The sequence below is a fragment of the Shimia haliotis genome, from assembly GCF_900114415.1.
GTDB lineage: Bacteria > Pseudomonadota > Alphaproteobacteria > Rhodobacterales > Rhodobacteraceae > Shimia > Shimia haliotis.
In genome coordinates this window covers 282,590-304,736 of the sequence record NZ_FOSZ01000003.1, presented here as the reverse complement: position 1 = coordinate 304,736, position 22,147 = coordinate 282,590, and the positions used below count along the sequence as shown (strand labels likewise).

Sequence of the window (22,147 nt, the reverse complement as noted above, 5' to 3'; positions counted from 1 at the left end):
ATGACACAATAACTTTACTTATGGATTTGCAGATACGCCCGCGCGCCTTCAGCCTACCTTCATCACGATCTTGCCGATGTGCCCGCTGCTCTCCATCCGCTGATGTGCCTGAATGGCCTCTTCCAGGGTGAACTCGCTGTCCATCACCGGCGCCACGCGTCCCGCGTCCAGAAGCGGCCAGACATTCTCGGCAAGACTTTGGGCGATGCGGGCCTTGGCCAGATCGCTTTGCGGGCGCAGGGTGCTGCCGGTGATCGTCAGCCGCCGCATCATGACCTGCGCAAAGTTCAGTTCCACCTGCGGCCCCTGCAAAAACGCGATTTGAACCAGCCGCCCGTCATCCGCCAAGGATTTGACGTTGCGCTTGATATAATCACCACCCACCATGTCGAGGATCAGATTGGCCCCGCCTTCGGCGCGCATCACGTCGACAAAATCCTCGCTGCGGTAATTGATCGCCTTTTCGGCCCCCAACGCGACACAGGCCGCGCATTTTTCATCCGATCCGGCCGTCGCGAAGACCCGCGCGCCCAACACGCTGGCAAGTTGAATCGCCGTCGTGCCGATCCCGCTGGAACCACCATGCACCAAAAAGCGCTCTCCTGCCTTTAGACCGCCGCGTTGAAACACGTTCGACCAGACGGTGAAAAAGGTTTCCGGCAGGCAAGCTGCCTCTCGCAGCCCCATGCCGCGCGGCACCGGCAAGCAATGCGCCGCAGCGGTCAGCGCGTAGTCCGCATATCCGCCACCTGGCAGCAGCGCGCAAACCTCATCGCCCTCGGCCCAATCCGTGACACCTGCTCCCACCGCAACAACCGTGCCCGATGCCTCAAGCCCCGGCAGGTCCGACGCAGTTGGCGGCGGCGCATAAAGCCCCGCCCGTTGCAGCACATCAGGACGGTTTACACCGGCATAAGCAATCTTGAGCAACACCTCGCCCGGCGCTGGCTGCGGGATGGGGCGCTCGGTCAGCGCCAGCACCTCCGCCGGTCCGGGTTTCGTGATCTCCACCGCGCGCATCATGCTGCTCATGTCCTGTCCTCAGCCAAAGTGATCTCTGGCCAAGGTGTAGCACCGGCACGCGCCAAAGGGATAGGGACTTTGGTGCTGCAACGTGGCGGCAAGGGGCGACGCCCGTCTTGGCCTTTGGCCCCAAAGAAAACCTGTCGTCAGCTGCGCGGCGGGGTCCGGCTCCCAGGCATGTCCCGGGGCATTTGCGGCGCCTTGATCCGGCCCAGCATCTCCAGAGGAGCGGCCATAAGCTTGCCCATGGGGCTGGCGTTGAACTGGGCTTTGGATTTCTCGAATTGCATCACGTTTTCAATGCGCCGGTCCAGAAACGCCCACGTGGCCTGCTGGCCCTCGCTTTCGTCCCCGAGCCAGTAAAGCACTGTGGAGCCGTAAACGGCGCTCAACGTCGCGCGCTTGGTGTACCAGTTGAGGTCGTCGGATGTATCGCCGATGGCATTCCAGATCGCATCACAGGTGCCCCAGATCAGCTGCGCACCCTGCGCGGCGTGTTGTGGCAGGGAGAACAGGGTTGTGCCGCGACGCACCACTTCGCGATCGGTGCAAATCTCAAGCCGCTTGCGCACCGCAAAGGTGATCTTCTCGCGGATTTTCATCGCCGCCAGATCTCCTTCGGTCATCGCGGCAACCATCTGCGAATCGCCGCGCTTGTGATAGGCCACAGCCAGATCCACCGCGCCGCGCGGACAAATCGCCCGCGCCACCGTCGGGTCCACGCCACTGTCACTCACAGCCGCCGCATAGGCCGCCTCGGACCAGCCATCAAAGGGCACATGGGTTTCTGCGGCCTCCAGAAGGCGCGTTTTCAGATCGGTTTGGGGGGCGTCAGTCACGGAAGAACTCCTGCATCATTCTGCACTTGCAGCCATACTAGACAATCTTTGGACCACTTGCTATACGGCGGCTTCCTGCAATTTCATTGCAACTCAAACTTAGAAAGGTGGTGAAAACCACATGCAGGTTAGTGTTCGTGACAACAACGTCGATCAGGCGCTCCGTGCCCTGAAGAAAAAGCTGCAGCGTGAAGGCGTCTTCCGCGAAATGAAGCTCAAGCAACATTTCGAAAAGCCGTCCGAGAAAAAAGCGCGCGAAAAAGCTGAAGCGATCCGCCGTGCCCGTAAATTGGCGCGTAAGAAGCTCCAGCGCGAGGGTTTGCTCTAAGCAACTTCCCGCCAGCTTTGGACACAAGAATAAACGACCCCCGTTGCATCTGCTTCGGGGGTTTGTTTTTGCCAGCGACGGAAATACAAAAATTCCGCGTATAAAGCTTGAGATACCTTCGGCACGCCCCACATGAGCACAATGCAAAAACCGTTCTCCCCTGAAAGCCTGAAACAACACCTGCCTACGCTGGTGTTCATTCTCATCTTTGCCGGTGTGGCAGGGGCGTTCTACGGCTACATCATGGCCCAGATTGTCGGGCGCAACTATTCTGGGCTCCTGTTGGTGTGGGGCGCGTTCCGGGGCGTGTTCGTGGCCCTTGTGGTCTCGCTTCTGGAGCTAACCGTGCACCGCAAGCGGGTCCAGCGCACCTTTCGCTCCATGGCATTCGTACCGGCCTTTTTGCTGCGATCTGTCATCACCTCCTGGCATTTGGTGCTCGCGCTGGCGCTCAGCCACGTGGTCTTCAGTCCGGAATGGGCCACGTTTGAGAACTGGATGCAGCGCGGGTTTATGCGCGATTTTGTTTTTGCCTCGGGCACGGCGCTGATGATCCAACTCACCCTTCAAGCCCGCCGGCTTGTGGGCGGTCGCACGCTGCGGCATCTGCTGATGGGCCGCTACTCCCGACCGGTGAATGAAAAACGCATATTTGTGCTGGCCGATATTGTCGGCTTCACAGCCATGGCGGACAAACTCGGAGATCAACGCAGCCTCGAATTTGTCACCAGCCTGTTTCTCGACATCGATCCTGCTATCCACCGCAACGGCGGAACGGTGCACAACTATGTCGGCGACGAGGTCGTTGCCAGTTGGCGCGTCAGAAGCAAAGCCGAAAACACGCGAGTGCTGCGTTGTCTCTATGATATCTTTGAAAAAGTCGAAGATGTCCGCGCGCAGTATCTCGAAAAATTCGGCGTAGCGCCGAACCTGCGCATCGGAATGGCTGCAGGTCCCGTCGCTGTTGGCGAATGCGGCGGCGAGAAACGTCAGGTGGTTTACATCGGCGACACGATCAACACCGCCAAACGTCTGCAAGACGCCTGCAAGCCATATGGCGTTGGCGTGATGACGGATGCCGACACCTTGGCGCATATGGACCTCCCCGATGACATCACTGCCACGGAAATGGGTCGCACCACGCTCAGAGGACGCGAAACAGAAACGCTGATGATGGCGCTGGGCACAAACGCTGGTCCCTATTCCCTGCCCGCTTTGGGAAACTGATCCCGCCCCCCTGTCATTTGCCGTAAATGCGCTTAAGTTATCGGCAATCAACGCAAACAGGGTACGCACATGACCGACACTTACACCCCGCCCAAAGTCTGGACCTGGGACTCCGAAAGCGGCGGAAAATTCGCCAGCATCAACCGCCCGATCGCGGGCCCGACGCAGGACAAAGACCTGCCGCGCGGCGACCATCCCTTCCAGCTTTACTCGCTGGCCACGCCCAACGGTGTCAAAGTCACCGTGATGTTCGAAGAACTTCTGGCCGCCGGCCATGCGGGCGCGGAATACGACGCCTATCTGATCAACATCGGTGAAGGCGACCAGTTCGGCTCAGGCTTTGTCGACGTAAACCCCAACTCCAAGATTCCGGCACTGATGGATCTGTCCGGCGACAAGGAAGTCCGCGTTTTTGAAAGCGGTGCGATCCTTCTGCATCTGGCCGAAAAATTCGACGCCTTCCTTGGGCCTGCGGAAAACCGCGCCGAAATGATCAGCTGGCTGTTCTGGCAAATGGGCAGCGCGCCATATCTGGGCGGCGGTTTTGGCCATTTCTACGCCTATGCGCCGGAAAAATGGGAATACCCGATCAACCGCTTCGCCATGGAAACCAAGCGCCAGCTTGACGTGCTGAACCGCCAACTCGCCGACAACCGCTTTATTGCGGGCGATGACTACACCATCGCCGACATCGCGATTTGGTCATGGTACGGCGCGCTGGCGCTGGGACGTCTTTATGAGGCCGCCGAATTCCTTGATGTCGAAAGCTACGAGCACGTGCAACGCTGGGCCAAAGAGATCAACGACCGCCCAGCTGTGAAGCGCGGCGTCAAAGTAAACCGCGCTTGGGGAGAGCCCGAGCAGCAGCTTCACGAACGTCACTCTGCCGAAGATTTCGACACCAAAACCCAAGACAAACTGGCCCATTCTGAGGGCTAAGATCACAAGGCGCGGGGCCTCTGTCCCGCGCCTTTCATCGCAAATACCTCGCGTCGCGCCGTGGCGTAGCATTGGACAGCTTCGCCCTCCTTCTTCAGACTTCCCGCAACTGCATTTGATTTGCCCGGAGACTGACATGGATATTCTGCGCACCCCCGACGAGTGTTTCGAAAACCTGCCCGATTTTGATTTCGCGCCGCACTACAAAACCGTGGACGACACCGAAGGCGGGCAGCTGCGCGTCCACTACCTTGACGAAGGCCCAAGCGACGCCTCTCCCATCCTCGTGATGCACGGAGAGCCGACGTGGTGCTATCTCTACCGCCACATGATCCCGCTCTTTACGGCTGCCGGACACCGTGTCGTTGCCCCTGATCTGGTGGGCTTTGGTCGCTCGGATAAACCCACCAAACGCACCGACTACACCTATCAGCGCCACGTCGATTGGATGACGGATTGGCTGCAACAGGTCGATCTGACAAACATCACGCTGGTCTGTCAGGATTGGGGAGGCCTCATCGGTCTGCGCCTTGTCGCCGCCATGCCCGAACGGTTTGCCCGCATCGTTGTCGCCAACACCGCCCTGCCGACAGGCGATCAACCGATGGGCAAGGCCTTTGAAGGCTGGCGCGAGTTTTCGCAATCCACACCGGTCTTCAACACCGGCAAAATCGTCTATGGCGGCACCACGTCCAAACTGACCGAGGCCGAGATCGCCGCCTATGATGCGCCATTTCCGGACGAGAGCTTCAAGGAAGGCGCGCGTCAGTTCCCGATGCTGGTCCCCGCCAGCCCCGACGACCCCGCCGCGCAACCCAACCGCGACGCGTGGAAAGTGCTGATGGGGCTCGACATCCCCGTGCTGACGGCCTTTGGCTCGGACGACAAAATCATGGCCGGCGTGGACAAGGTGTTTCAGAAACTGATGCCCGGCGCGACAGGTCAGCCCCACACCATTCTGGAAGGCGGCAACCACTTCCTACAAGAGGACGTCGGCCCAGAACTGGCACAGGTCGCGCTGGACCTGATCGCACGGACCTGACCCCCAAACGTCAGTCTCGCCATCGGCCGCCCCTACCACTACCGAGGTCATTAAGAAGGGCGCCGATGGCGGCATGAGGCTAGCCCAGCGCCTCGACCATGACTGCATTCTGAACATGCATCAAATACGCCTTCGCCTCAGTGGCCACGCATGACGCATGCCCCATCGCCGCCTCATCCACCTCTTCTCCGCGTGTGACAGGCGGACAGGGTATGAACATCACGTCGGGTCGACACCTATCCAACATCGCCCCCGTCACCGAAAAGCCCGCCGCCTCTTGCGCCTCACTCTTGGGCCAGCAATCCGTGACAATGACATCCGCCTCCTCAAGGGCCGCGACATCCTGAGTGACAGCCCCGTTTGACGGCAGGTCTTTGACCTCAAATCCCTGCCCCGCAAGACACCATTGCGTCACCGAAATCGGCAACAGCCGCGCCGCTTCCAGCCAAGACCGCGCGATGTTTCCTTTTGGCCCCGCCACCACAACCTTCAACCCGTCCAGATGTCCACGGGCGGACAACACATAAGCCAGATCGCCCAGCACCTCACACGGGTGGTTGTCATTGGTGCGCAGGTTGATCACCGGAAAATCCGCAGCCGCGGCAAAAGCCGACAACTGCGACAGGCGCGGTGTGCGCACCGCCATCAAGTCACACCAATTGCCCAGATAGCCCGCCAGATCCTCGACGGCCTCACCACCTTCAAGCGTCGCGCCGGTATCGACACAGATCGCACCCATGTCCGCTGCCCCAAACTTCAGTGCTGTCGGATTGCGCCATCCAGGCAGCTCGGCAATCAAACCGATCCGCCGCCCCTCAAGCGCACGCGGCATCCTCCGCGCCTCCCAATCCCGCACCATCTGCAAAGACCGCGCCAACACCGCCTCCGCACGCGCCTGATCCAGATCATCTACGCGCAGCAGATGCCTCATCCCGCCGCCTCCGCCAGCATCATCTGTGCCGCTTTCTCACCGATCATGATGCTCGGCGCATTTGTGTTGCCCGAGGTGATCGTCGGCATGACCGAAGCGTCCACCACCCGCATACCTCCTAGCCCACGCATCCGCAACGCCCCATCCAGCGGCGCCGCCGCGTCGCTGCCCATACGCACCGTGCCAACGGGATGAAAGATTGTCGTGCCAATATCCCCCGCCGCCTGCGCCAGCTCCGCCTCATCCTGTGCCGTGATGCCTGGCTTCATTTCCTCAGGCGCATACTTTGCCATCGGCCCCTGTGCCATGATCGTCCGCGCCTGTCGGATCGCCGCCACGGCCACCGCACGATCACCTTCTGTCGCCAGATAATTCGGCGCAATCTCTGGGGCCTCAAACGGATCCGCCGACCTGATCCGCACATGCCCGCGGCTCTCGGGCCGTAGGTTGCACACGCTCGCGGTGATCGCCGGAAAATCGTGCAACGGCTGCCCAAACGCCTCAAGGCTCAACGGCTGCACATGGTATTCCAGATCCGGCGTCGCCAAGTCCGGCCGCGACTTGGTAAACGCCCCCAACTGGCTCGGCGCCATCGACATCGGGCCCGTGCGTTTCGCCAGATATTCCATGCCGATCTTGGCCTTCCCCCACAGCGAGTTCGCCATGGTGTTCAGCGTCTTGGCCCCCTGCAATTTCCACGCACAGCGCAGCTGTAAATGATCCTGCAAGTTCGCGCCAATGCCCGCCATTTCATGCGCCACTTCGATGCCATGCGCGCGCAACACCTCCCCCGGCCCCACGCCGGACAGCTGCAATATCTGCGGCGAATTCACCGCCCCCGCCGACAACACAACTTCGCCTCCGCAACGCGCCTGCTTGAGTTCGCCATTCTGGCGGTACTCCACGCCAACCACGCATCCGTCTTCAATCAACAACCGCGTCGTCTGCGCCTTCACCTCCACCTTCAGGTTCGTCTTCGCAGGCCGCAAAAACGCCTTCGCCGTGTTCCAGCGCCAGCCGCTCTTCTGGTTCACCTTGAAATATCCCACACCCTCATTGTCGCCGGTGTTGAAATCATCCGTGCGCGGCACCCCCGCGGCCTCCGCCGCTGCCATCCAGTCATCCAGCACATCCCAGTGCAGACGCTGGTTGTTCACATGCCACGGCCCGCCAGCCCCGTGCATATCCGACGGCCCTTCCATGTAATCCTCGGATTTCTTGAACAGCTCCAGCACATCGTCCCAGCCCCAGCCGGACAGGCCCATTTGCCGCCACCCGTCATAATCGGCCGCCTGCCCGCGCAGATACAGCATGCCGTTGATCGAGCTGCACCCGCCCAAAACCTTCCCACGCGGATACACCAACGACCGCCCATTGAGCCCTGCATCCGGCGCGGTTTTGTACATCCAGTCGGTGCGCGGATTGCCGATGCAATAAAGATAGCCCATCGGAATATGGATCCAGTGGTAGTTGTCCCGCCCGCCAGCCTCCAGCAGCAACACCTTGCGCCCGCCTTCCGCCAGCCTTGCCGCCACAACACAGCCCGCGCTGCCCGCGCCCACAACAATATGATCCCAGTCCAAGGCACCCTCCCCAAATCCTGCACGCACCAGACAAGGACCGCTCAGCACTGTCAACCAAACCCCTCCCGCCCCTTCGGGTTGGGCCCGACTCAGCCCTTACGGCCTGAACCTCCCAAACCGCTTCCTTTTGCCAAAATACCTCGGGGGTGAGGCCGCAGGCCGAGGGGGCTGGCCCCCAGTCGCTCACACCGGCAAGGCTGTGGTTTTGAAAACCGTGCGCAACGCAAAGCTAGACTGCATCTGCGCCACCCCAGGCAAGCGTGCCAGATGTTGACGGTGAATACGTGCGAAATCCTCGGTGTTCTCCGCGACCACCTTCAGGATGTAATCCGCCGTGCCCGCCATCAAATGACACTCCAAAACATCTGGGATCCGCGCCACAGCTTTTTCAAAAGCGTCCAGCACCTCATCCGCCTGCCCAGACAGCGTGATCTCGACAAAAACCGTGGTGGGCACGTCCATCTTGCGCGGATCAAGCAACGCCACATAGTCCCGAATGTACCCATCAGCCTCAAGCCGATGCACCCGCCGGTGACAGGCGCTGGCCGACAGGTTCACCCGCTCTGACAGTTCCGCATTGGAAATCCGGCCCTGCTTTTGCAGGACTGTCAAAATCCGACGATCCGTTGAATCAAGTGACATGATGCGGTGACTCCTTGCGCCCCATATCTCAATATTCGAAGATTCTTCGAATGCCAAGTTTTCAAACTGCACAAAAATCAAGCAAATTTCACGCCTGCGTTCCTACCTTTACCTAAAGTCACATCAGGAGAGCGACATGAAGATCGGATGCCCCACAGAAATCAAACCGCAGGAATTCCGCGTTGGCATGACGCCTGACGCAACCCGCGAAGCCATCGCGCACGGCCACGACGTGCTGATCCAGTCAGGCGCCGGCAATGGCGCAGGTTTCACCGACGAAGATTATACCGCCGCAGGCGCTGCGATCATCGGCACCGCCGCCGAGGTCTTTGAGAAATCCGACATGATCGTGAAGGTCAAAGAACCGCAAGCGGGCGAGCGCAAGATGCTACGCGAAGGCCAGCTGCTGTTCACCTACCTGCACCTCGCCCCCGATCCCGAACAGACCAAAGACCTCATGGACTCGGGCTGCACCGCCATCGCCTATGAAACCGTAACCGACGCCAACGGCGGTCTGCCTCTCTTGGCCCCCATGTCCGAAGTCGCCGGACGTCTGGCCCCACAGGTCGGCTCTTGGACCCTGCAAAAGGCCAACGGTGGCCGCGGCGTTCTGATGGGCGGCGTACCTGGCGTGGCTCCGGCCAAAGTTGTGGTGATTGGCGGCGGTGTCGTCGGCACCCACGCCGCGAAAATCGCCGCAGGCATGGGCGCGGATGTGACCGTTCTGGACCGCTCCCTGCCGCGTCTACGCTATTTGGATGATGTCTATGGCGGCGCCTTTAAGAACCAGTACTCCACCGCAGGCGCTACCGCCGAGCTGGTGCGCGAGGCCGACATGGTGATCGGTGCGGTTCTGATCCCCGGTGCGGCGGCTCCGAAACTTGTGACCCGCGCACAGCTTTCCGAGATGAAGCCCGGCGCGGCGCTTGTCGATGTGGCCATCGACCAAGGCGGCTGCTTTGAAACCTCCCGCGCGACCACTCACGCCGACCCGATCTACGAAGTCGACGGCATCATGCACTACTGTGTTGCCAACATGCCCGGCGCGGTGGCCCGCACTTCGACACAGGCGCTTGGCAACGCCACTCTGCCCTTCCTGCTGAACCTCGCCAACAAAGGGTGGAAGCAGGCCTGCGAAGATGATCCGCACCTGCTCAATGGCCTGAATGTTCATGCCGGTCAGCTGACCTACTACGCGGTTGGCAAGGCGCTTGGCATCGACGTGATCTCGCCCGCGCTGGCTCTCAAAAACTAATGGCCTTGGGTGCGCGCGCCGCGCGCACCTTTTCCCCACCGTAGCATAATTGTTTTGCTAAAATTCCGGCCAAATCCGCTCAATGATTTTGCCGCAACGCGACGGAATCCTCTGGCCCAGACGTTTCAAGATTATCACCGGTGTATCCGGTTTCTCTTGCATCGTTGGACCAAACCATGACCTCCCGTTTCTCTCCCTATGGTCTCTGGACCCTCTTCGCCCTCCCGCTCATCGCATGGTCTTGGATGGCCATGACCTCGACAAATCCGCGCATCATTCACATGCTGGTGCACCCCACCGGCGAATGGGCCGCGCGCCTGCTGATCGTCACCATGATGATCACACCACTCGCTATGATTTTTCGCGGCAAAGGCTGGACTCGCTGGCTCAAGAAAAACCGCCGCTACTTCGGGGTGGCCGCTTTTGCCTATGCCGCGTTGCACACGGTTTTCTACCTGATTGACCGAGGATCATTGTCTCGCGTTCTTGGGCACATCGACCGTATTTGGATTTGGACCGGCTGGATTGCCTTTCTAATCTTCATCCCACTTGCACTGACGTCAGCGGACAGATGGGTGCGCGAACTCGGCACATGGTGGAAGCCACTCCAACGCTGGACCTACGTCGCAGCACTTTTTGTGCTTGTCCATTGGGCTGCGCTTCACAATTGGGAAGAGCCGGGAGTCGCGCTTGTCCACTTCGCACCACTTGCTGCGCTCGAGGCCTACAGGCTCTGGTACTGGTACCTTCGCCCACGACCCAGCCGTACTGCATAGGGCCAAGACAGAGCGTTGCGGTAACACCTTCGCAAAGATCGGAAAGACACCGACGCAATGCCGACAATCCCCGGCGTCACCAATTTCGCTTTGTTAACAACGAAAAAGGCGGGAGCACTCAACGCTCCCGCCTTCTTTAACTTTGCACCTACGCACGGTGGCTTTACGCCTCGCGTTTGATTTCCACGGTATGCGGATAGGGGATCGAAATCCCGCCGGCATCAAACGCCTCTTTCACCGCTTGGGTAAACTCGAATTTCAGGTCCCAGAAGTCATCCGCCTGACACCAGATCCGCGCGGTGATGTCCACGGAACTGTCGCCCAGATTGGTCACACGCGCCCAGCTTTCTGGATCCTTCAGAACCCGATCATCCTTGGCTGCGGTCGCCAAAATGATGTCGCGTGCTTTCTCGATGTCATCGCCATAGTCGATACCAAAAACCACGTCCACCCGACGTGTATCGTGATGCGAATAATTCGTGATAATCGAGCCCCAGGCTTGCCCGTTGGGCACGATGATCTGAACATTATCCGGTGTTTTCAATTCGGTAACAAAAAGGTTCAGGTCCACAACCGTGCCCGCCGTGCCGCCGACATCGACATATTGACCAAGCTTGTAGGGACGGAAAAGGATCAACATAAAGCCCGCCGCCAGATCACTCAGAGTACCCTGCAGCGCCAGACCAATGGCCAGCGTGGCGGCCCCCATCATCGCCACCAGCGACGTGGCCTCGATGCCAAAGATCCCGAGAATGGCGACCAGCACCATCAACAGGATCACCCAGCGCACGATGCTCGCCGCGAAATTCCCCAGCGTTTTGTCAATTTCCGGTGTTTTGTTCACCCGACGCCGCACCATAGCACTTACCCAACCGGCCACAATCCAGCCAATCACCAGCACCACAAGCGCTTTGCCTGCAGACATCACCAGCGGGCCAAAGCTCGCAACTTGTTCCATTACCGTCTCCACCTGTCACTCTCCATAGGCAGCCCTTGTATCCGCCTGTTCCAAAACGAAATATGACGGCGAGGTGCAAGCCCCAACCGCCATGACCTAACGCAAATTTGCGTTATTTGTTCAGCGCGTCACGGATCTCAAGCAGCACATCCAACTCGCTTGGGCCCGCGGGTGCCTCTTCTGCCGGAGCCTCTTCTTCTGCTTTGGCCGCGGCTTCTTTGACCTTGTTCACATAGCGCACAAGCATGAACACCACGAAAGCGATGATCAGGAAGTTGATGATCGCCATAACGAATGAACCCCATGCAAACACCGCGGCCCCAGCTTCCCGTGCGGCTTCAAGGCTCGCACCCTCAGCCACTTCACCGGCCAGAACCACATACATGTTGGTGAAATCCACGCCGCCCATAAACAATCCTACAAACGGATTGATCAGGTCGCCCACCATTGATTTAACGATTGCCGTAAATGCAGCGCCGATGATGATCCCCACGGCCATGTCCATCACATTGCCTTTGGCAATGAAGTCCTTGAATTCTTGTAGCATTATCTTTGTTCCCTTCCCTGTAAATCGCGCTTTTTGCTCTTTGTTTGGCTGCGCGCACGAACATTAACATGTTCGGATTCGCACGGATACTCCTATGGTTTCAGGGGAAAATGACCTTATCTATTCCCCCAAAGCCGCGACAGGAGACACTATGAGCACTGTGACCGAACACCCCATCAACACCCGTTGGCCCGCACAAAATCCGGATGTGATCCAACTCTATTCCTTCCCCACCCCCAACGGTGTGAAAGCATCTATCGCCCTTGAGGAACTGGGGCTGCCCTATGAGGCGCATCTGGTGACGCTGTCGGACGCCGACGTCAAAAGCCCCGAGTTTCTGGCGCTGAACCCCAACAATAAAATCCCCGCCATCATCGACCCCAAAGGGCCGGATGGCGAGATGGTGACGCTGTTTGAAAGCGGAGCGATCCTGATTTATCTGGCTGAAAAAGCTGGAAAACTTCTAGGGAACTCAGCCGCCGACAAAGCTCACATCATCCAATGGCTGATGTTCCAAATGGGCGGCGTTGGCCCGATGTTTGGTCAGATGGGCTTCTTTGTGAAGTTTGCCGGCTCCGAGATCGAAGACCCCCGCCCGCGCGAGCGCTACATCAGCGAGGCCAAGCGTCTTCTGGCTGTCATCGAGAAACAACTCGACGGTCAGGACTGGATCGCCGGAGAGTTTTCGATCGCCGACATTGCCATCGCCCCTTGGCTTGGTGCGCTGGAGTTTTATGGTGCCAAGGAACTGGTCGGCTGGGACAATTTCCCCAACACGGTCGCTTATCTGGAGCGCTTCATGGCGCGTCCCGCGGTGCAAAAAGGCCGCAACATCCCGCCGCGGCCCTAACGTCTTTGGGTGCGCGGCCTCCGCGCACCTTCTTTCCCTTAATTGGGCAACCCACCGGTCAGCACATAGCGCAGCATCTCCGCCACGGCCTTTGGCTCATCTGTCACCGCCAGCGCCGCCGCGTGCACCTCTTTCAGCGCATGTTGATGCTCGGCTTGTGACACCACAATGATGCTCTTGCCCAAAGCACTCGCATATCCCGCGTCAAACGCCGCGTTCCACTGTTTGTATTTCTCACCAAAGCGCACGACAACCACGTCGGCCATCTCGATCCCGCGCCGCGTGCGGATGGCGTTCAGTTTGGCACCCTTGTGATCGTGCCAAAACTTGTTTTCCTCCGCGCCCATGATCGCCACGCCGCAATCATCGCTGGCTGCATGATCGGTCACGGGACTGTCGAACGCCACATCAAGCCCTTGACAGGCATCAATAATCTGCTCGCGCCAGTCGGTGTGAATTTCACCGCTCAGATACACACTCAGGGTCATCAAATCTCTCCTCTTGGGTTCGAACAGAGTGATACCCCCTCCCGCGGCCCACGCCAATCGCGAACCGCGTTGAAGCTGTTTCAACGTTTGCGCGCAACGATATAACGGCTCGGTGGACGCACCGGAAAATTGCCGGTTTCAATGATGTCAAAACCCGCAGCCGTGATCAGCCCCTCAAGCTCCGCAATATGCAAATGCCGCACAAACGGCGCTTTCCCGAACATCTGCATCACCGGAATCGCCATCTTCAGTAGCCCGAATTTGAACCCCAACCCCGGCTCGGCGATACAGGGCGTCTTACTGATGAACAGCCCCCCCGATTTCACTCGCCAGGCGATGTCCGCCAGATCGCTCTCCAGATTATCTAACAGATGCAACAGGTTGTGCGCCATGATCACATCAAACGGCCCTTCCGGCGCATTCGCAGCGACCGCCCGCACAAAGCTCAGATTGTGCACATCCGCCTCCGCCGCGCGCTCCTTGCCGATCTCCAGCATCTCGCCCGAGATATCCATCACCGTCAGCTGTTTCACCGCATCCGCGAGCTTGATCGCCGTGCTGCCGGTGCCTGCCCCGATTTCCATCGCGTGTTCGCTGTCTTTCAGATAACTCCGCGTGCGCCCCAGCGTGTATTCATAGGCCGCCATGTCCCCTATCGGGCTCTTGGCATAACCGCGCGCTTGTTTGTCCCAAAAAGTGGCCGAACTCATCATAACTCTCTCCTTCACTGGCAATAACATATTCATGCGCAAACACATGTGAATTGCCGAAATTCGCAAATACCTTATACAAAAATGCATGAAAGACTTTGACTGGAACCACATCCGCGCCTTTCTCGCCACCGCAGAGCAAGGCTCCCTGTCCGCTGCTGCGCGCAAACTCAACCTGACGCAGCCAACCCTCGGCCGGCAGGTGTCGGCGCTAGAGGCTGACCTTGGCGTCATGCTGTTTGAACGTGTTGGCCGCTCCCTGCACTTAACGGACGCGGGCGCAGAGCTCCTTGAACATGTGCGCGCGATGGGTGCGGCCGCCGACCGCGTATCCCTCGCCGCCTCGGGCCAAAGCCAGACCATTGAGGGCCGCGTAGCGATCACCGCCAGCGATGTCTATTCCGCCTACCTGCTGCCCCCGATCCTCGCCCGCCTGCGCCAAAGCGCGCCAAAACTGGTGATCGACGTGGTCGCAGGCGACGACATCCGCGACATCATGCGGCGGGAGGCCGATATCGCCATCCGCCACGTCCGACCCGAACAACCCGACCTGATTGCCCGTTTGATCCGCGACTCCGAAGGTCACTTCTACGCCGCGCCTGACTATCTTGATCGCCGCGGTCGTCCAAAAACCGTGGACGACTTGAAACATCACGATTTCATTGGGCTTTCTGACATTGATCGCATGCTGGAATACCTACACCCGATGGGCTTCCCGATCTCTCACGACAACTTCCGCGCCGGGTCTGCCAGCGGACTTGTGGCCTGGGAACTCTGCCGTCAGGGGCTTGGCATCGCGCCAATGGACGCAGGCATTGCCGCCAAAACCAAAGGCGTCGAGCGCGTCCTTCCGGACCTCGCCCCGATCACCTTCCCGATCTGGCTGACCACCCACCGCGAGCTCCACACCAGCCGCAAAATCCGTCTCGTTTTTGATGTGCTGGCCGAAGCTCTCGCAAAACCCTAAAGCGCGCGAGACATCATCACGCGATTGCCGTCGCGTTCGGTTTCTTGCCAGCCAAGATGATGATACAGCGCGATATTTCCAGTCAGATCGACATGCGTCGCCAGCGCGATCTCGTCACAGCCCGCATCCTTAGCCAAAGCCACCGCATGACCAATCAGCTTGCCACCGAGCCCTTTGCCATGAGCATCCGGCGCCACCGCAACGTTCATCAAATGCGCTTTGGGCGGCGCGATTGTCACCACCAGAACGCCCTGCACTTCGGCGCGGCCAGCGACCCATACCTGCCCCGCCGCAATCATGCGATCAATCCCGCCGGACACATCCGGCAGGACCACGCCCTGATCGCGATAAGGTTGGAATGCGGCATCAATCAACCGCGCGATGGCTTCTGCTTCGTAAGCTTGGGCCAGACGCGGGAGCATGTCCTTAGCTCCGCAATTCGCCGCCGGTCGCCTTGGTGACCTTCTCGACGATCTTCGTGGCCACCGCTTCAATGTCCGCTTCTTTCAGCGTCTTGTCGGTGGGCTGCAAACGCACGGTGATCGCGAGGGATTTTTTGCCCTCACCAAGGCTGCCCCCGATGAATTCGTCAAAGACGCGCACTTCGTCAATCAGCGCCTTGTCGGCACCGGCTGCGGCGTTCACGAGGTTCACCGCCTCAACATCCGCGTCCACCACAAAGGCAAAGTCACGCTCGACCGCCTGAAGATCCGCCATAGTCACAGCACCGCGCGAGGCCGACTTTTTCTTCGGCATCGGGATTTCCGCAAGATGGATGGCAAAGGCCACAACCGGCCCCTTCACGTTCATCTCGCTCAGCACTTTGGGGTGCAATTCACCAAAGGCGCCCAGCACCTTCTTCGGACCCAGCCCAACCTTGGCGCTGCGGCCCGGATGCCACCAGCCGTTGGTGCCTCGGTTGTAGGTCAACTTAACCGGCGCACCCAGCGCCTCAAGCACGCCTTCCATGTCCGCCTTGGCATCATAAAGGTCCACACCACGGCTCTCGCCATGAATGTCCTTGCCAACGGTGCGGCCCACCAGAATGCCGGTCAGGATGTTTTCCTGCTCACCCGGCTCGCCACCATGGAACACCGCGCCACATTCAAACAGCGCCATGTCGTTGAACCCGCGCGCCTGATTGCGTGCCGCGGCCTGCAACAGACCTGGCAAAAGCGATGGGCGCATGTGGCTCATTTCGCTGGAAATCGGGTTCTCCAGCATGGTCGCGTCCGAGCCACCTCCAAAGAGTTCGGCGGATGCCTTGTCGATGAAGCTGTAGGTCACGCATTCGTTGTAACCCAAGGCCGCGGTGGTGCGGCGGGCGATCTGCTCGCGCTTCTGCATCGGCGACAGGATCTGCTCGGGCAGCCCCGCGGTGACGCGCGGCAACGGTTTGCCTTCCAGCTTGGTCAGGGACGCAACCCGCGCCACTTCTTCCACCAGATCGGCCTCGCCACGCACATCGGGGCGCCAGCTTGGCACCTGCGCCATGTCACCGTCGATGACAAAGCCCAGCGCAGTCAACGTCGCACGCTGCGTTTCGGCCGGAATTTCCATACCCACCAGAGACTGCACACGGTCGGTGTCCAGCTTGTAGGCGCGGCTCACATCCGGCACGGCACCGTCGGTCACGACGTTCGATGCCTCACCGCCACACAGATCGATGATCATCTGCGTCGCATCATCCATCGCCTGCATGTTGTAGGCCGGATCGATGCCACGCTCGTTGCGATAGCGTGCGTCCGAATTGATCTTCAGGCCACGGCCCGTGTAGGCGATCTGAATGTGATCCCAGACAGCGGCTTCGAGGAAGACATTGGTGGTTTCTTCGGTACAACCGGTGGCCAAACCACCCATGATGCCGCCGATGGATTCAACGGCCGTATCGTCGCTGATGACCACCATGCCCTCTGCGAATGTGTATTCTTTCTCGTCCAGTCCAACCAGCGTCTCGCCGCCCTTGGCGCGATGCACCCGCAGGTTGCCGTTGACCTTATCCGCATCAAACACGTGCAGCGGGCGGTTGCGGTCAAAGGTGAAGAAGTTGGTGATGTCGACCAGCGCCGAAATCGGACGCAGGCCAATCGCGACCAGACGGTCCTGCAACCACTGCGGCGACGGGCCGTTTTTCACGCCTTTGATCAAACGACCGGCAAAAACCTCACAGCCATCGGTGGCCGCGTCTTCATCAATCGTCACAGAGATCGAGCTGTCAAAGCTGCCCGCGACAGAAGCGGTTTTCGCAGGCTTCATCTCACCCAGCCCACGCGCGGCAAGATCAAGCGCAATGCCACGAACGCCCAGCGCGTCGGGGCGGTTCGGCGTGATCGCAATCTCGATCATCGGGTCAACCTTGGCCGGATCATTGGCCGCCAGCCAGTCGGCAAAGGCATCGCCAACCTCACCAGACGCCAGTTCGATGATGCCGTCATGTTCATCCGACAGCTCCAGTTCTTTTTCCGACGCCATCATGCCGTGGCTTTCCACGCCCCGGATGTTGCCCACCTTGATGGTCAAATCGAGCCCCGGAATATACATGCCCGGCTTACACACAACGACGGTGATGCCTTCACGTGCGTTGGGCGCGCCACAAACGATCTGCTTCTCGCCTTCATCGGTTGCCACCTGACAGACACGCAACTTGTCCGCGTCAGGATGCTGCTCGGCCTTGACCACCTTGCCCAGTGTAAAGCCGGTCAACCGGTCCGCAGGGTTCACAACGTCCTCGACCTCAAGGCCAAGGTCGGTCAGCGTCTCACAGATCTCGTCAACGCTTGCAGTGGTGTCCAGGTGGTCTTTCAGCCAGGAAAGAGTGAATTTCATTGCGCCGTTCCGCCAGTCAAAAAAGGGTCAGTGAGGGCAATACCGGATAAGCGCAACAGGGGAAAGGGTGCATTGTCCTCATGCCCGTCAAACCGCTGCTATCCCGCCAGATTTTGAAAATCACCAAAGTTGACGCATAGTAAAGTCTGGGATGACAGGGAGAATGGCCATGGCCGCCAAAGAAAATGGCGTGAAGACCGCCTATTTCGTGATCGCAGATATCTCCGGATACACAAAATTCATGGCGACAACGCCAATAGAACACGCCAAAGGCATTCTGGAATCTCTGTTTGGCGATTTGGTGCCCGCAATCCGCGCCCCGCTGGCAGTATCCGGCCTTCAGGGCGACGCGGTTTTTGCCTATGCTTTTGAAAACGACGTGATGACCAAACAGTTCATTCTGGACTTTGCCGAACAGCTTTACTGCGTCTTTGCCCGCGCCAAGGAAAAGATGATCCTCAACACCTCCTGCCCCTGTGACGCCTGTGCCAACGTCGCAGATCTGGAGCTGAAAATCGTGGTCCATCACGGCGACTGCGTCATTCAGGCAACCGGCGGGCGCGAGGAGTTGGCCGGTCAGGATGTGATCACCGCCTTCCGGCTCCTGAAAAACTCGGTCAAGGAACGCACAGGCCTAAACGCTTACACGTTGATTTCCTGCGATGCGCTGCGCTCGATGGATATGAAAGACCTCTTTGACGAAAGCGACTTTCACACCGAAGACATCGAGCACATTGGCGAGATCGAATACGTGGTGCGCGACATGCGCAAAGCATGGGAGCGCCGCCGCACCACCGAACGTACCTTCGTTGAAACCGGCGAGGATCTGTTGATCGAAGAATGGATGATTCCGCTCCCGGTAAGCCCCGAGATCGCCTTTACGATTTGCACCCGCCCCGATTTGCGCGCGGAATGGCTGGGGGCGGATCAGGTCGACCTTTTGAACACCAACAAAGGCAAGATCGAACCCGGCACACTATACCATTGCCATCATGGCGATGACATTTTCCCATATGAAATCGTGGACTGGAACCCCGGAGACTATGTGACCGGGCGCTACAATCTGCCAATGGGCCTATCGATGCTGGAAACGATGGAATTGGTGGAAATGGGCGAAGGCACCATGGTCAAACTGCGCTTTTCCAAGCCTAGCTCCGCCAAACTCATGGGCAAGATCATGAACGGGGCGGTTCAGAAGAAGTTGAAGTCGATCATCGTGCCAGACAAGGAAAACCGCATCACCAAGATGACTGCCCTCGGCAAAAAACTCGCTTCTGAAACCGAACCTGTGGCCGCTTAACTCTCCTTGCCACGCAGGGCTGCTCAGCAGGTCAGGGGGCTTTGCCCCCGTCCCAGACAAGCTGGGCCTCCCCCAAGGTATTTCGAGCAATGAGAAAACAAGCTCAGGCTTGGAGACTGCGCACATGCGACAGCCAATTGCGCAGTTCCCGTGTGCGCACCTTTGGAGACAGGCTGTCGGCCTTCCCCCCAAGACTCAAAGCCACCTCAGGCTCCGCATCCGCGATCCGCAAGTCCGCGCCCAAGGCCGCTTCGTTGGCAAAGGCACCACTGCCGATGATGGTGCCCACATCCAATGCGGTCATCTCCGGATGATACTGCGCGCCCCAGAAATCCACTCCATTTTGCTGATAGGCCATCGCCTGCACTGGGGAATGCGCATTTCCGGCCAACAACACCGCCCCCTCAGGCAAACGCTGTACTTCGTCGCGGTGAATGCAAGGCACACAATACCCGTCCTCGCGCCCTGCCATCATCGGATGCCGCTTTCCCGCATCCGTGGGCGCGATCTCTTTGGCCAATCCGATTTCCATTCCTTTGGACGAGGCCCCGACCGCTCCGCCCAGTACCACCGCGGCCAGTTGCAACCCGTTGCACGAGCCCCAAACCGGACGGCCAGCGTCAAAAACCTGCTCCATGGCCGCCCGCAAAGGCGCAGCTTCCGCGGCATCCGTTGCCCATGCCACGCCGGAGCCTGAAAAAACCACCCCGTCGATGCCGGTCAAAGCATCCTCACGCAGCGGTGCTGCATAAGGGCATTCCACGGTGATCCGCAGCTCCGGCGCAAGCCCCTGAAACGCGCGCAGAAAAGACGCCGACGCGGATTTCCCCATCGCCAAAAGGTCGGGCGTGTTGCTTTCAATGATCAGAATTGAGGTCATTGTCGTGCTCCTCTACCTTCAGCATTGCTATCAAATCGACGCCAGACAAGAGACGTCAAATGCGACAAAACCTGTTGCTTGACGCAACATATTTTCATGTGACCCCAATGACAGCCTGCATTGCCGGCCAAACCATCAACACTCCATGCAAACCAAGCAATCCGATGCCCGCCCAAACCAGATATCGCGCCGTCATGTAGTGCCTGTGCCGTTTGTCCAATTCGTTTTCGACTCGCGCGCGTAGCTCTTTGATCAGATCATGAAGCTCTGATCGTATCTCCTCAAAGTTCAGAAGGATCGGCTTGGATGTCGATTGAGAGGCCTCAACAAGCTCAGTCACTTTCTGCTCCAGTTCGCTCCTACATTTCTCGAAATCTTGCGGAGAGGCCTCCACCAGATCCTTAAACTCTTGCAAAACCCAGTCGATCACCGCCTCTCGCTTGGTGCTCTCTTCTGCAATGAGGGAATCCTCGAATTTGCCGATGGACACCTGAACCTGTTTGAACTCCTGCCCTGCTGTCGTTGAGAAGCAACGCATCAACGCCCACGAAGACGCTACCACGCAAAAGAACCCCAAAAACGCCAGCAATGTTTTGACAAGTTCAATTGATCCCACAGCATGGTGGGTGCGAAACTGGTAATTCAAAGAAATCAGAAAAACAGCGATGAGGATACCAGACGCCGCGAGCAACCCTTGGGACTTGTTGTCAATATAAGCGAACTTCGACTGGTACTCCTGCCAATACTTTAGCGTCGTAAAATAATGATGCTTCCGCCGGAACACCTTGCGCTCCGTTCTGCTCCATTCTTGGCTGTCAAACATGTCCCGCTCGCCTCTCAAATTCGTCCCCAAATGCAATCAAGGCGCACCAAAGGTGCGCCCTGACAGATAAGGCGATCCAAAATGTCAAAGCAAGCGTGGCAGCCTTAGCGGTTCAAACCGCCGTGCAATGTCGGCTGATCGAGGCTGGCAAACCCATAATGGCGCAGCCAGCGCAGGTCGCTGTCAAAGAAGGCGCGCAGATCGGGGATACCGTATTTCAGCATCGCCAGACGGTCGATACCGATGCCAAAGGCAAAGCCCTGATATTTCTGCGGATCAATGCCGCCGGCCTCAAGCACCTTGGGATGCACCATACCGGAGCCCAGCACTTCGAGCCAGTCGTCGCCTTCGCCCACTTTCACGGTGCCGTTTTCCCAGCTGCACTGAATGTCGACTTCGGCCGACGGCTCCGTGAACGGGAAGTGCGATGCGCGAAAGCGGGTTTTAACCTCGGTGCCGAAGAAGGCGGTGAAGAATTCTTCCAGAACCCACTTGAGGTTCGCCATCGAGATGTCTTTGCCCAAGGCGAGGCCTTCGACCTGATGGAACATCGGCGTGTGGGTCTGGTCATAATCCGCGCGATACACGCGACCCGGACAGATGATGCGGATCGGCGCGCCGGTCTTCTCCATCGTGCGGATCTGTACGGGGCTGGTGTGCGTACGCAGAACGTGCGGCGGGCGCTCGTCGCCTTCGGCACGGTGGGTATAAAACGTGTCCATCTCTGCGCGCGCGGGGTGATGACCGGGAATGTTCAGTGCATCAAAGTTATACCAGTCGGTTTCGATCTGCGGCCCTTCGGCCACGGCAAAACCCATATCGGCAAAAATCGCTGTGACCTCTTCTGTCACCTGACTGATCGGGTGAATGCTGCCCACCCGACGGTTGCGTGCCGGCAGGGTCACATCCAGCCACTCGGTCGCCAGACGCGCATCCAGAGCGGCATCCGCGAGCGCGGCCTTCTTGGCCGCCAATGCCGAGTTGATCTCGTTCTTCAGAGCGTTCAGCGCAGGGCCAGCCACCTGACGCTCTTCCGGCGTCATCTTGCCCAGCTCGCGCATCTTCAGGCTGACTTCGCCCTTCTTGCCAACGGCCTGCAACCGCAGCTCTTCAAGCGCGGCTTCGTCTGTCGCCGCGGCAATCGCTTCGATGTATTTGGTGCGCAGATCGTCCATCTCGGGCCTGTCCCAACTAAAAAATAATCCGCAGACCT

23 protein-coding genes are annotated in these 22,147 nt (G+C 59.0%); 9 read left to right on the top strand and 14 right to left on the bottom strand.

Going from position 1 to position 22,147, the window contains the following annotated elements; genetic code table 11:
* Positions 1–48: 48 nt before the first annotated feature.
* Complete coding sequence (locus BM069_RS09650) at positions 49–1,032, bottom strand: NAD(P)H-quinone oxidoreductase (protein ID WP_093323266.1); 984 nt, start codon at positions 1,030–1,032, stop codon at positions 49–51.
* 137 nt (positions 1,033–1,169) lie between these two features.
* Positions 1,170–1,862, bottom strand: a complete 693-nt coding sequence (locus BM069_RS09645) for a COQ9 family protein (RefSeq protein ID WP_093323264.1) — start codon at positions 1,860–1,862, stop codon at positions 1,170–1,172.
* 121 nt (positions 1,863–1,983) lie between these two features.
* On the opposite strand from BM069_RS09645, the gene rpsU reads away from it, so the two are divergent.
* The 4 genes from rpsU (at position 1,984) to BM069_RS09625 (ending at position 5,398) form a co-directional block, all read left to right on the top strand.
* Positions 1,984–2,190 (top strand): 30S ribosomal protein S21, encoded by a 207-nt coding sequence (gene rpsU / locus BM069_RS09640; RefSeq protein ID WP_024088814.1) that lies wholly within the window; start codon positions 1,984–1,986, stop codon positions 2,188–2,190.
* A 132-nt stretch (positions 2,191–2,322) separates the two neighbouring features.
* Entirely contained in the window at positions 2,323–3,417 is a 1,095-nt protein-coding gene (locus BM069_RS09635; protein WP_093323263.1) for an adenylate/guanylate cyclase domain-containing protein, read from the top strand.
* Positions 3,418–3,486: 69 nt separating this feature from the next.
* Positions 3,487–4,356 carry a glutathione-dependent disulfide-bond oxidoreductase gene (gene yghU, locus BM069_RS09630; RefSeq protein WP_093323261.1) on the top strand — a complete coding sequence of 290 codons (870 nt, stop codon included), beginning with the start codon at positions 3,487–3,489 and terminating at the stop codon, positions 4,354–4,356.
* A gap of 136 nt (positions 4,357–4,492) precedes the next feature.
* Positions 4,493–5,398, top strand: a complete 906-nt coding sequence (locus tag BM069_RS09625) for a haloalkane dehalogenase (protein ID WP_093323260.1) — start codon at positions 4,493–4,495, stop codon at positions 5,396–5,398.
* 79 nt (positions 5,399–5,477) lie between these two features.
* Here BM069_RS09625 and BM069_RS09620 read toward each other — a convergent pair whose 3' ends face one another.
* From BM069_RS09620 to BM069_RS09610, 3 genes are all read right to left on the bottom strand, one after another.
* Complete coding sequence (locus BM069_RS09620) at positions 5,478–6,329, bottom strand: ornithine carbamoyltransferase (protein ID WP_093323258.1); 852 nt, start codon at positions 6,327–6,329, stop codon at positions 5,478–5,480.
* Entirely contained in the window at positions 6,326–7,912 is a 1,587-nt protein-coding gene (locus tag BM069_RS09615; RefSeq protein ID WP_093323573.1) for a GMC family oxidoreductase, read from the bottom strand. The genes BM069_RS09620 and BM069_RS09615 overlap by 4 nt, the downstream gene beginning before the upstream one ends.
* Before the next feature lie 183 nt (positions 7,913–8,095).
* Positions 8,096–8,554: an Lrp/AsnC family transcriptional regulator gene (locus tag BM069_RS09610; RefSeq protein ID WP_093323571.1), complete on the bottom strand. Its 459-nt coding sequence runs from the start codon at positions 8,552–8,554 to the stop codon at positions 8,096–8,098.
* Between the two features lie 136 nt (positions 8,555–8,690).
* Here BM069_RS09610 and ald point away from each other — a divergent pair, with 136 nt between their 5' ends.
* A complete protein-coding gene (gene ald, locus BM069_RS09605; protein ID WP_093323257.1) occupies positions 8,691–9,809 on the top strand; it encodes an alanine dehydrogenase in 1,119 nt (372 codons plus the stop codon).
* 176 nt (positions 9,810–9,985) lie between these two features.
* Positions 9,986–10,585, top strand: coding sequence for a protein-methionine-sulfoxide reductase heme-binding subunit MsrQ (locus BM069_RS09600; protein ID WP_093323570.1), 600 nt, complete (start codon positions 9,986–9,988; stop codon positions 10,583–10,585).
* A 163-nt stretch (positions 10,586–10,748) separates the two neighbouring features.
* Here the strand turns inward: BM069_RS09600 and BM069_RS09595 are convergent, their stop codons facing one another.
* Positions 10,749–11,543, bottom strand: coding sequence for a mechanosensitive ion channel family protein (locus BM069_RS09595; protein WP_425288675.1), 795 nt, complete (start codon positions 11,541–11,543; stop codon positions 10,749–10,751).
* A gap of 112 nt (positions 11,544–11,655) precedes the next feature.
* Entirely contained in the window at positions 11,656–12,090 is a 435-nt protein-coding gene (gene mscL / locus BM069_RS09590; RefSeq protein WP_093323254.1) for a large conductance mechanosensitive channel protein MscL, read from the bottom strand.
* Positions 12,091–12,241: 151 nt separating this feature from the next.
* Here mscL and BM069_RS09585 point away from each other — a divergent pair, with 151 nt between their 5' ends.
* Positions 12,242–12,940 carry a glutathione S-transferase family protein gene (locus BM069_RS09585; protein WP_093323252.1) on the top strand — a complete coding sequence of 233 codons (699 nt, stop codon included), beginning with the start codon at positions 12,242–12,244 and terminating at the stop codon, positions 12,938–12,940.
* 38 nt (positions 12,941–12,978) lie between these two features.
* Here BM069_RS09585 and BM069_RS09580 read toward each other — a convergent pair whose 3' ends face one another.
* Positions 12,979–13,428, bottom strand: a complete 450-nt coding sequence (locus BM069_RS09580) for a YtoQ family protein (RefSeq protein ID WP_093323251.1) — start codon at positions 13,426–13,428, stop codon at positions 12,979–12,981.
* Positions 13,429–13,508: 80 nt separating this feature from the next.
* Positions 13,509–14,141: a class I SAM-dependent methyltransferase gene (locus tag BM069_RS09575; protein ID WP_093323249.1), complete on the bottom strand. Its 633-nt coding sequence runs from the start codon at positions 14,139–14,141 to the stop codon at positions 13,509–13,511.
* 85 nt (positions 14,142–14,226) lie between these two features.
* Here BM069_RS09575 and BM069_RS09570 point away from each other — a divergent pair, with 85 nt between their 5' ends.
* Entirely contained in the window at positions 14,227–15,105 is an 879-nt protein-coding gene (locus BM069_RS09570; protein WP_093323248.1) for a LysR family transcriptional regulator, read from the top strand.
* Here BM069_RS09570 and BM069_RS09565 read toward each other — a convergent pair.
* Both BM069_RS09565 and pheT read right to left on the bottom strand, forming a co-directional pair.
* Entirely contained in the window at positions 15,102–15,527 is a 426-nt protein-coding gene (locus tag BM069_RS09565) for a GNAT family N-acetyltransferase (protein WP_093323246.1), read from the bottom strand. The two genes, BM069_RS09570 and BM069_RS09565, sit on opposite strands and share 4 nt — an antisense overlap.
* A 4-nt stretch (positions 15,528–15,531) precedes the next feature.
* Positions 15,532–17,931: a phenylalanine--tRNA ligase subunit beta gene (pheT, locus tag BM069_RS09560; protein WP_093323245.1), complete on the bottom strand. Its 2,400-nt coding sequence runs from the start codon at positions 17,929–17,931 to the stop codon at positions 15,532–15,534.
* A 169-nt stretch (positions 17,932–18,100) separates the two neighbouring features.
* Between pheT and BM069_RS09555 the strand changes: the two genes are divergently transcribed.
* The gene (locus BM069_RS09555) at positions 18,101–19,231 is read left to right on the top strand and encodes a DUF2652 domain-containing protein (RefSeq protein ID WP_170846719.1); all 1,131 of its coding nucleotides are present in this window, start codon (positions 18,101–18,103) and stop codon (positions 19,229–19,231) included.
* A 103-nt stretch (positions 19,232–19,334) separates the two neighbouring features.
* Here BM069_RS09555 and BM069_RS09550 read toward each other — a convergent pair whose 3' ends face one another.
* The 3 genes from BM069_RS09550 to pheS form a co-directional block, all read right to left on the bottom strand.
* Positions 19,335–20,111: a type 1 glutamine amidotransferase gene (locus BM069_RS09550; RefSeq protein WP_093323242.1), complete on the bottom strand. Its 777-nt coding sequence runs from the start codon at positions 20,109–20,111 to the stop codon at positions 19,335–19,337.
* A 94-nt stretch (positions 20,112–20,205) separates the two neighbouring features.
* Positions 20,206–20,934, bottom strand: a complete 729-nt coding sequence (locus BM069_RS09545; RefSeq protein ID WP_093323241.1) for a hypothetical protein — start codon at positions 20,932–20,934, stop codon at positions 20,206–20,208.
* A 104-nt stretch (positions 20,935–21,038) separates the two neighbouring features.
* Entirely contained in the window at positions 21,039–22,109 is a 1,071-nt protein-coding gene (pheS, locus tag BM069_RS09540) for a phenylalanine--tRNA ligase subunit alpha (protein ID WP_093323239.1), read from the bottom strand.
* Between the last annotated feature and the right edge of the window lie 38 nt (positions 22,110–22,147).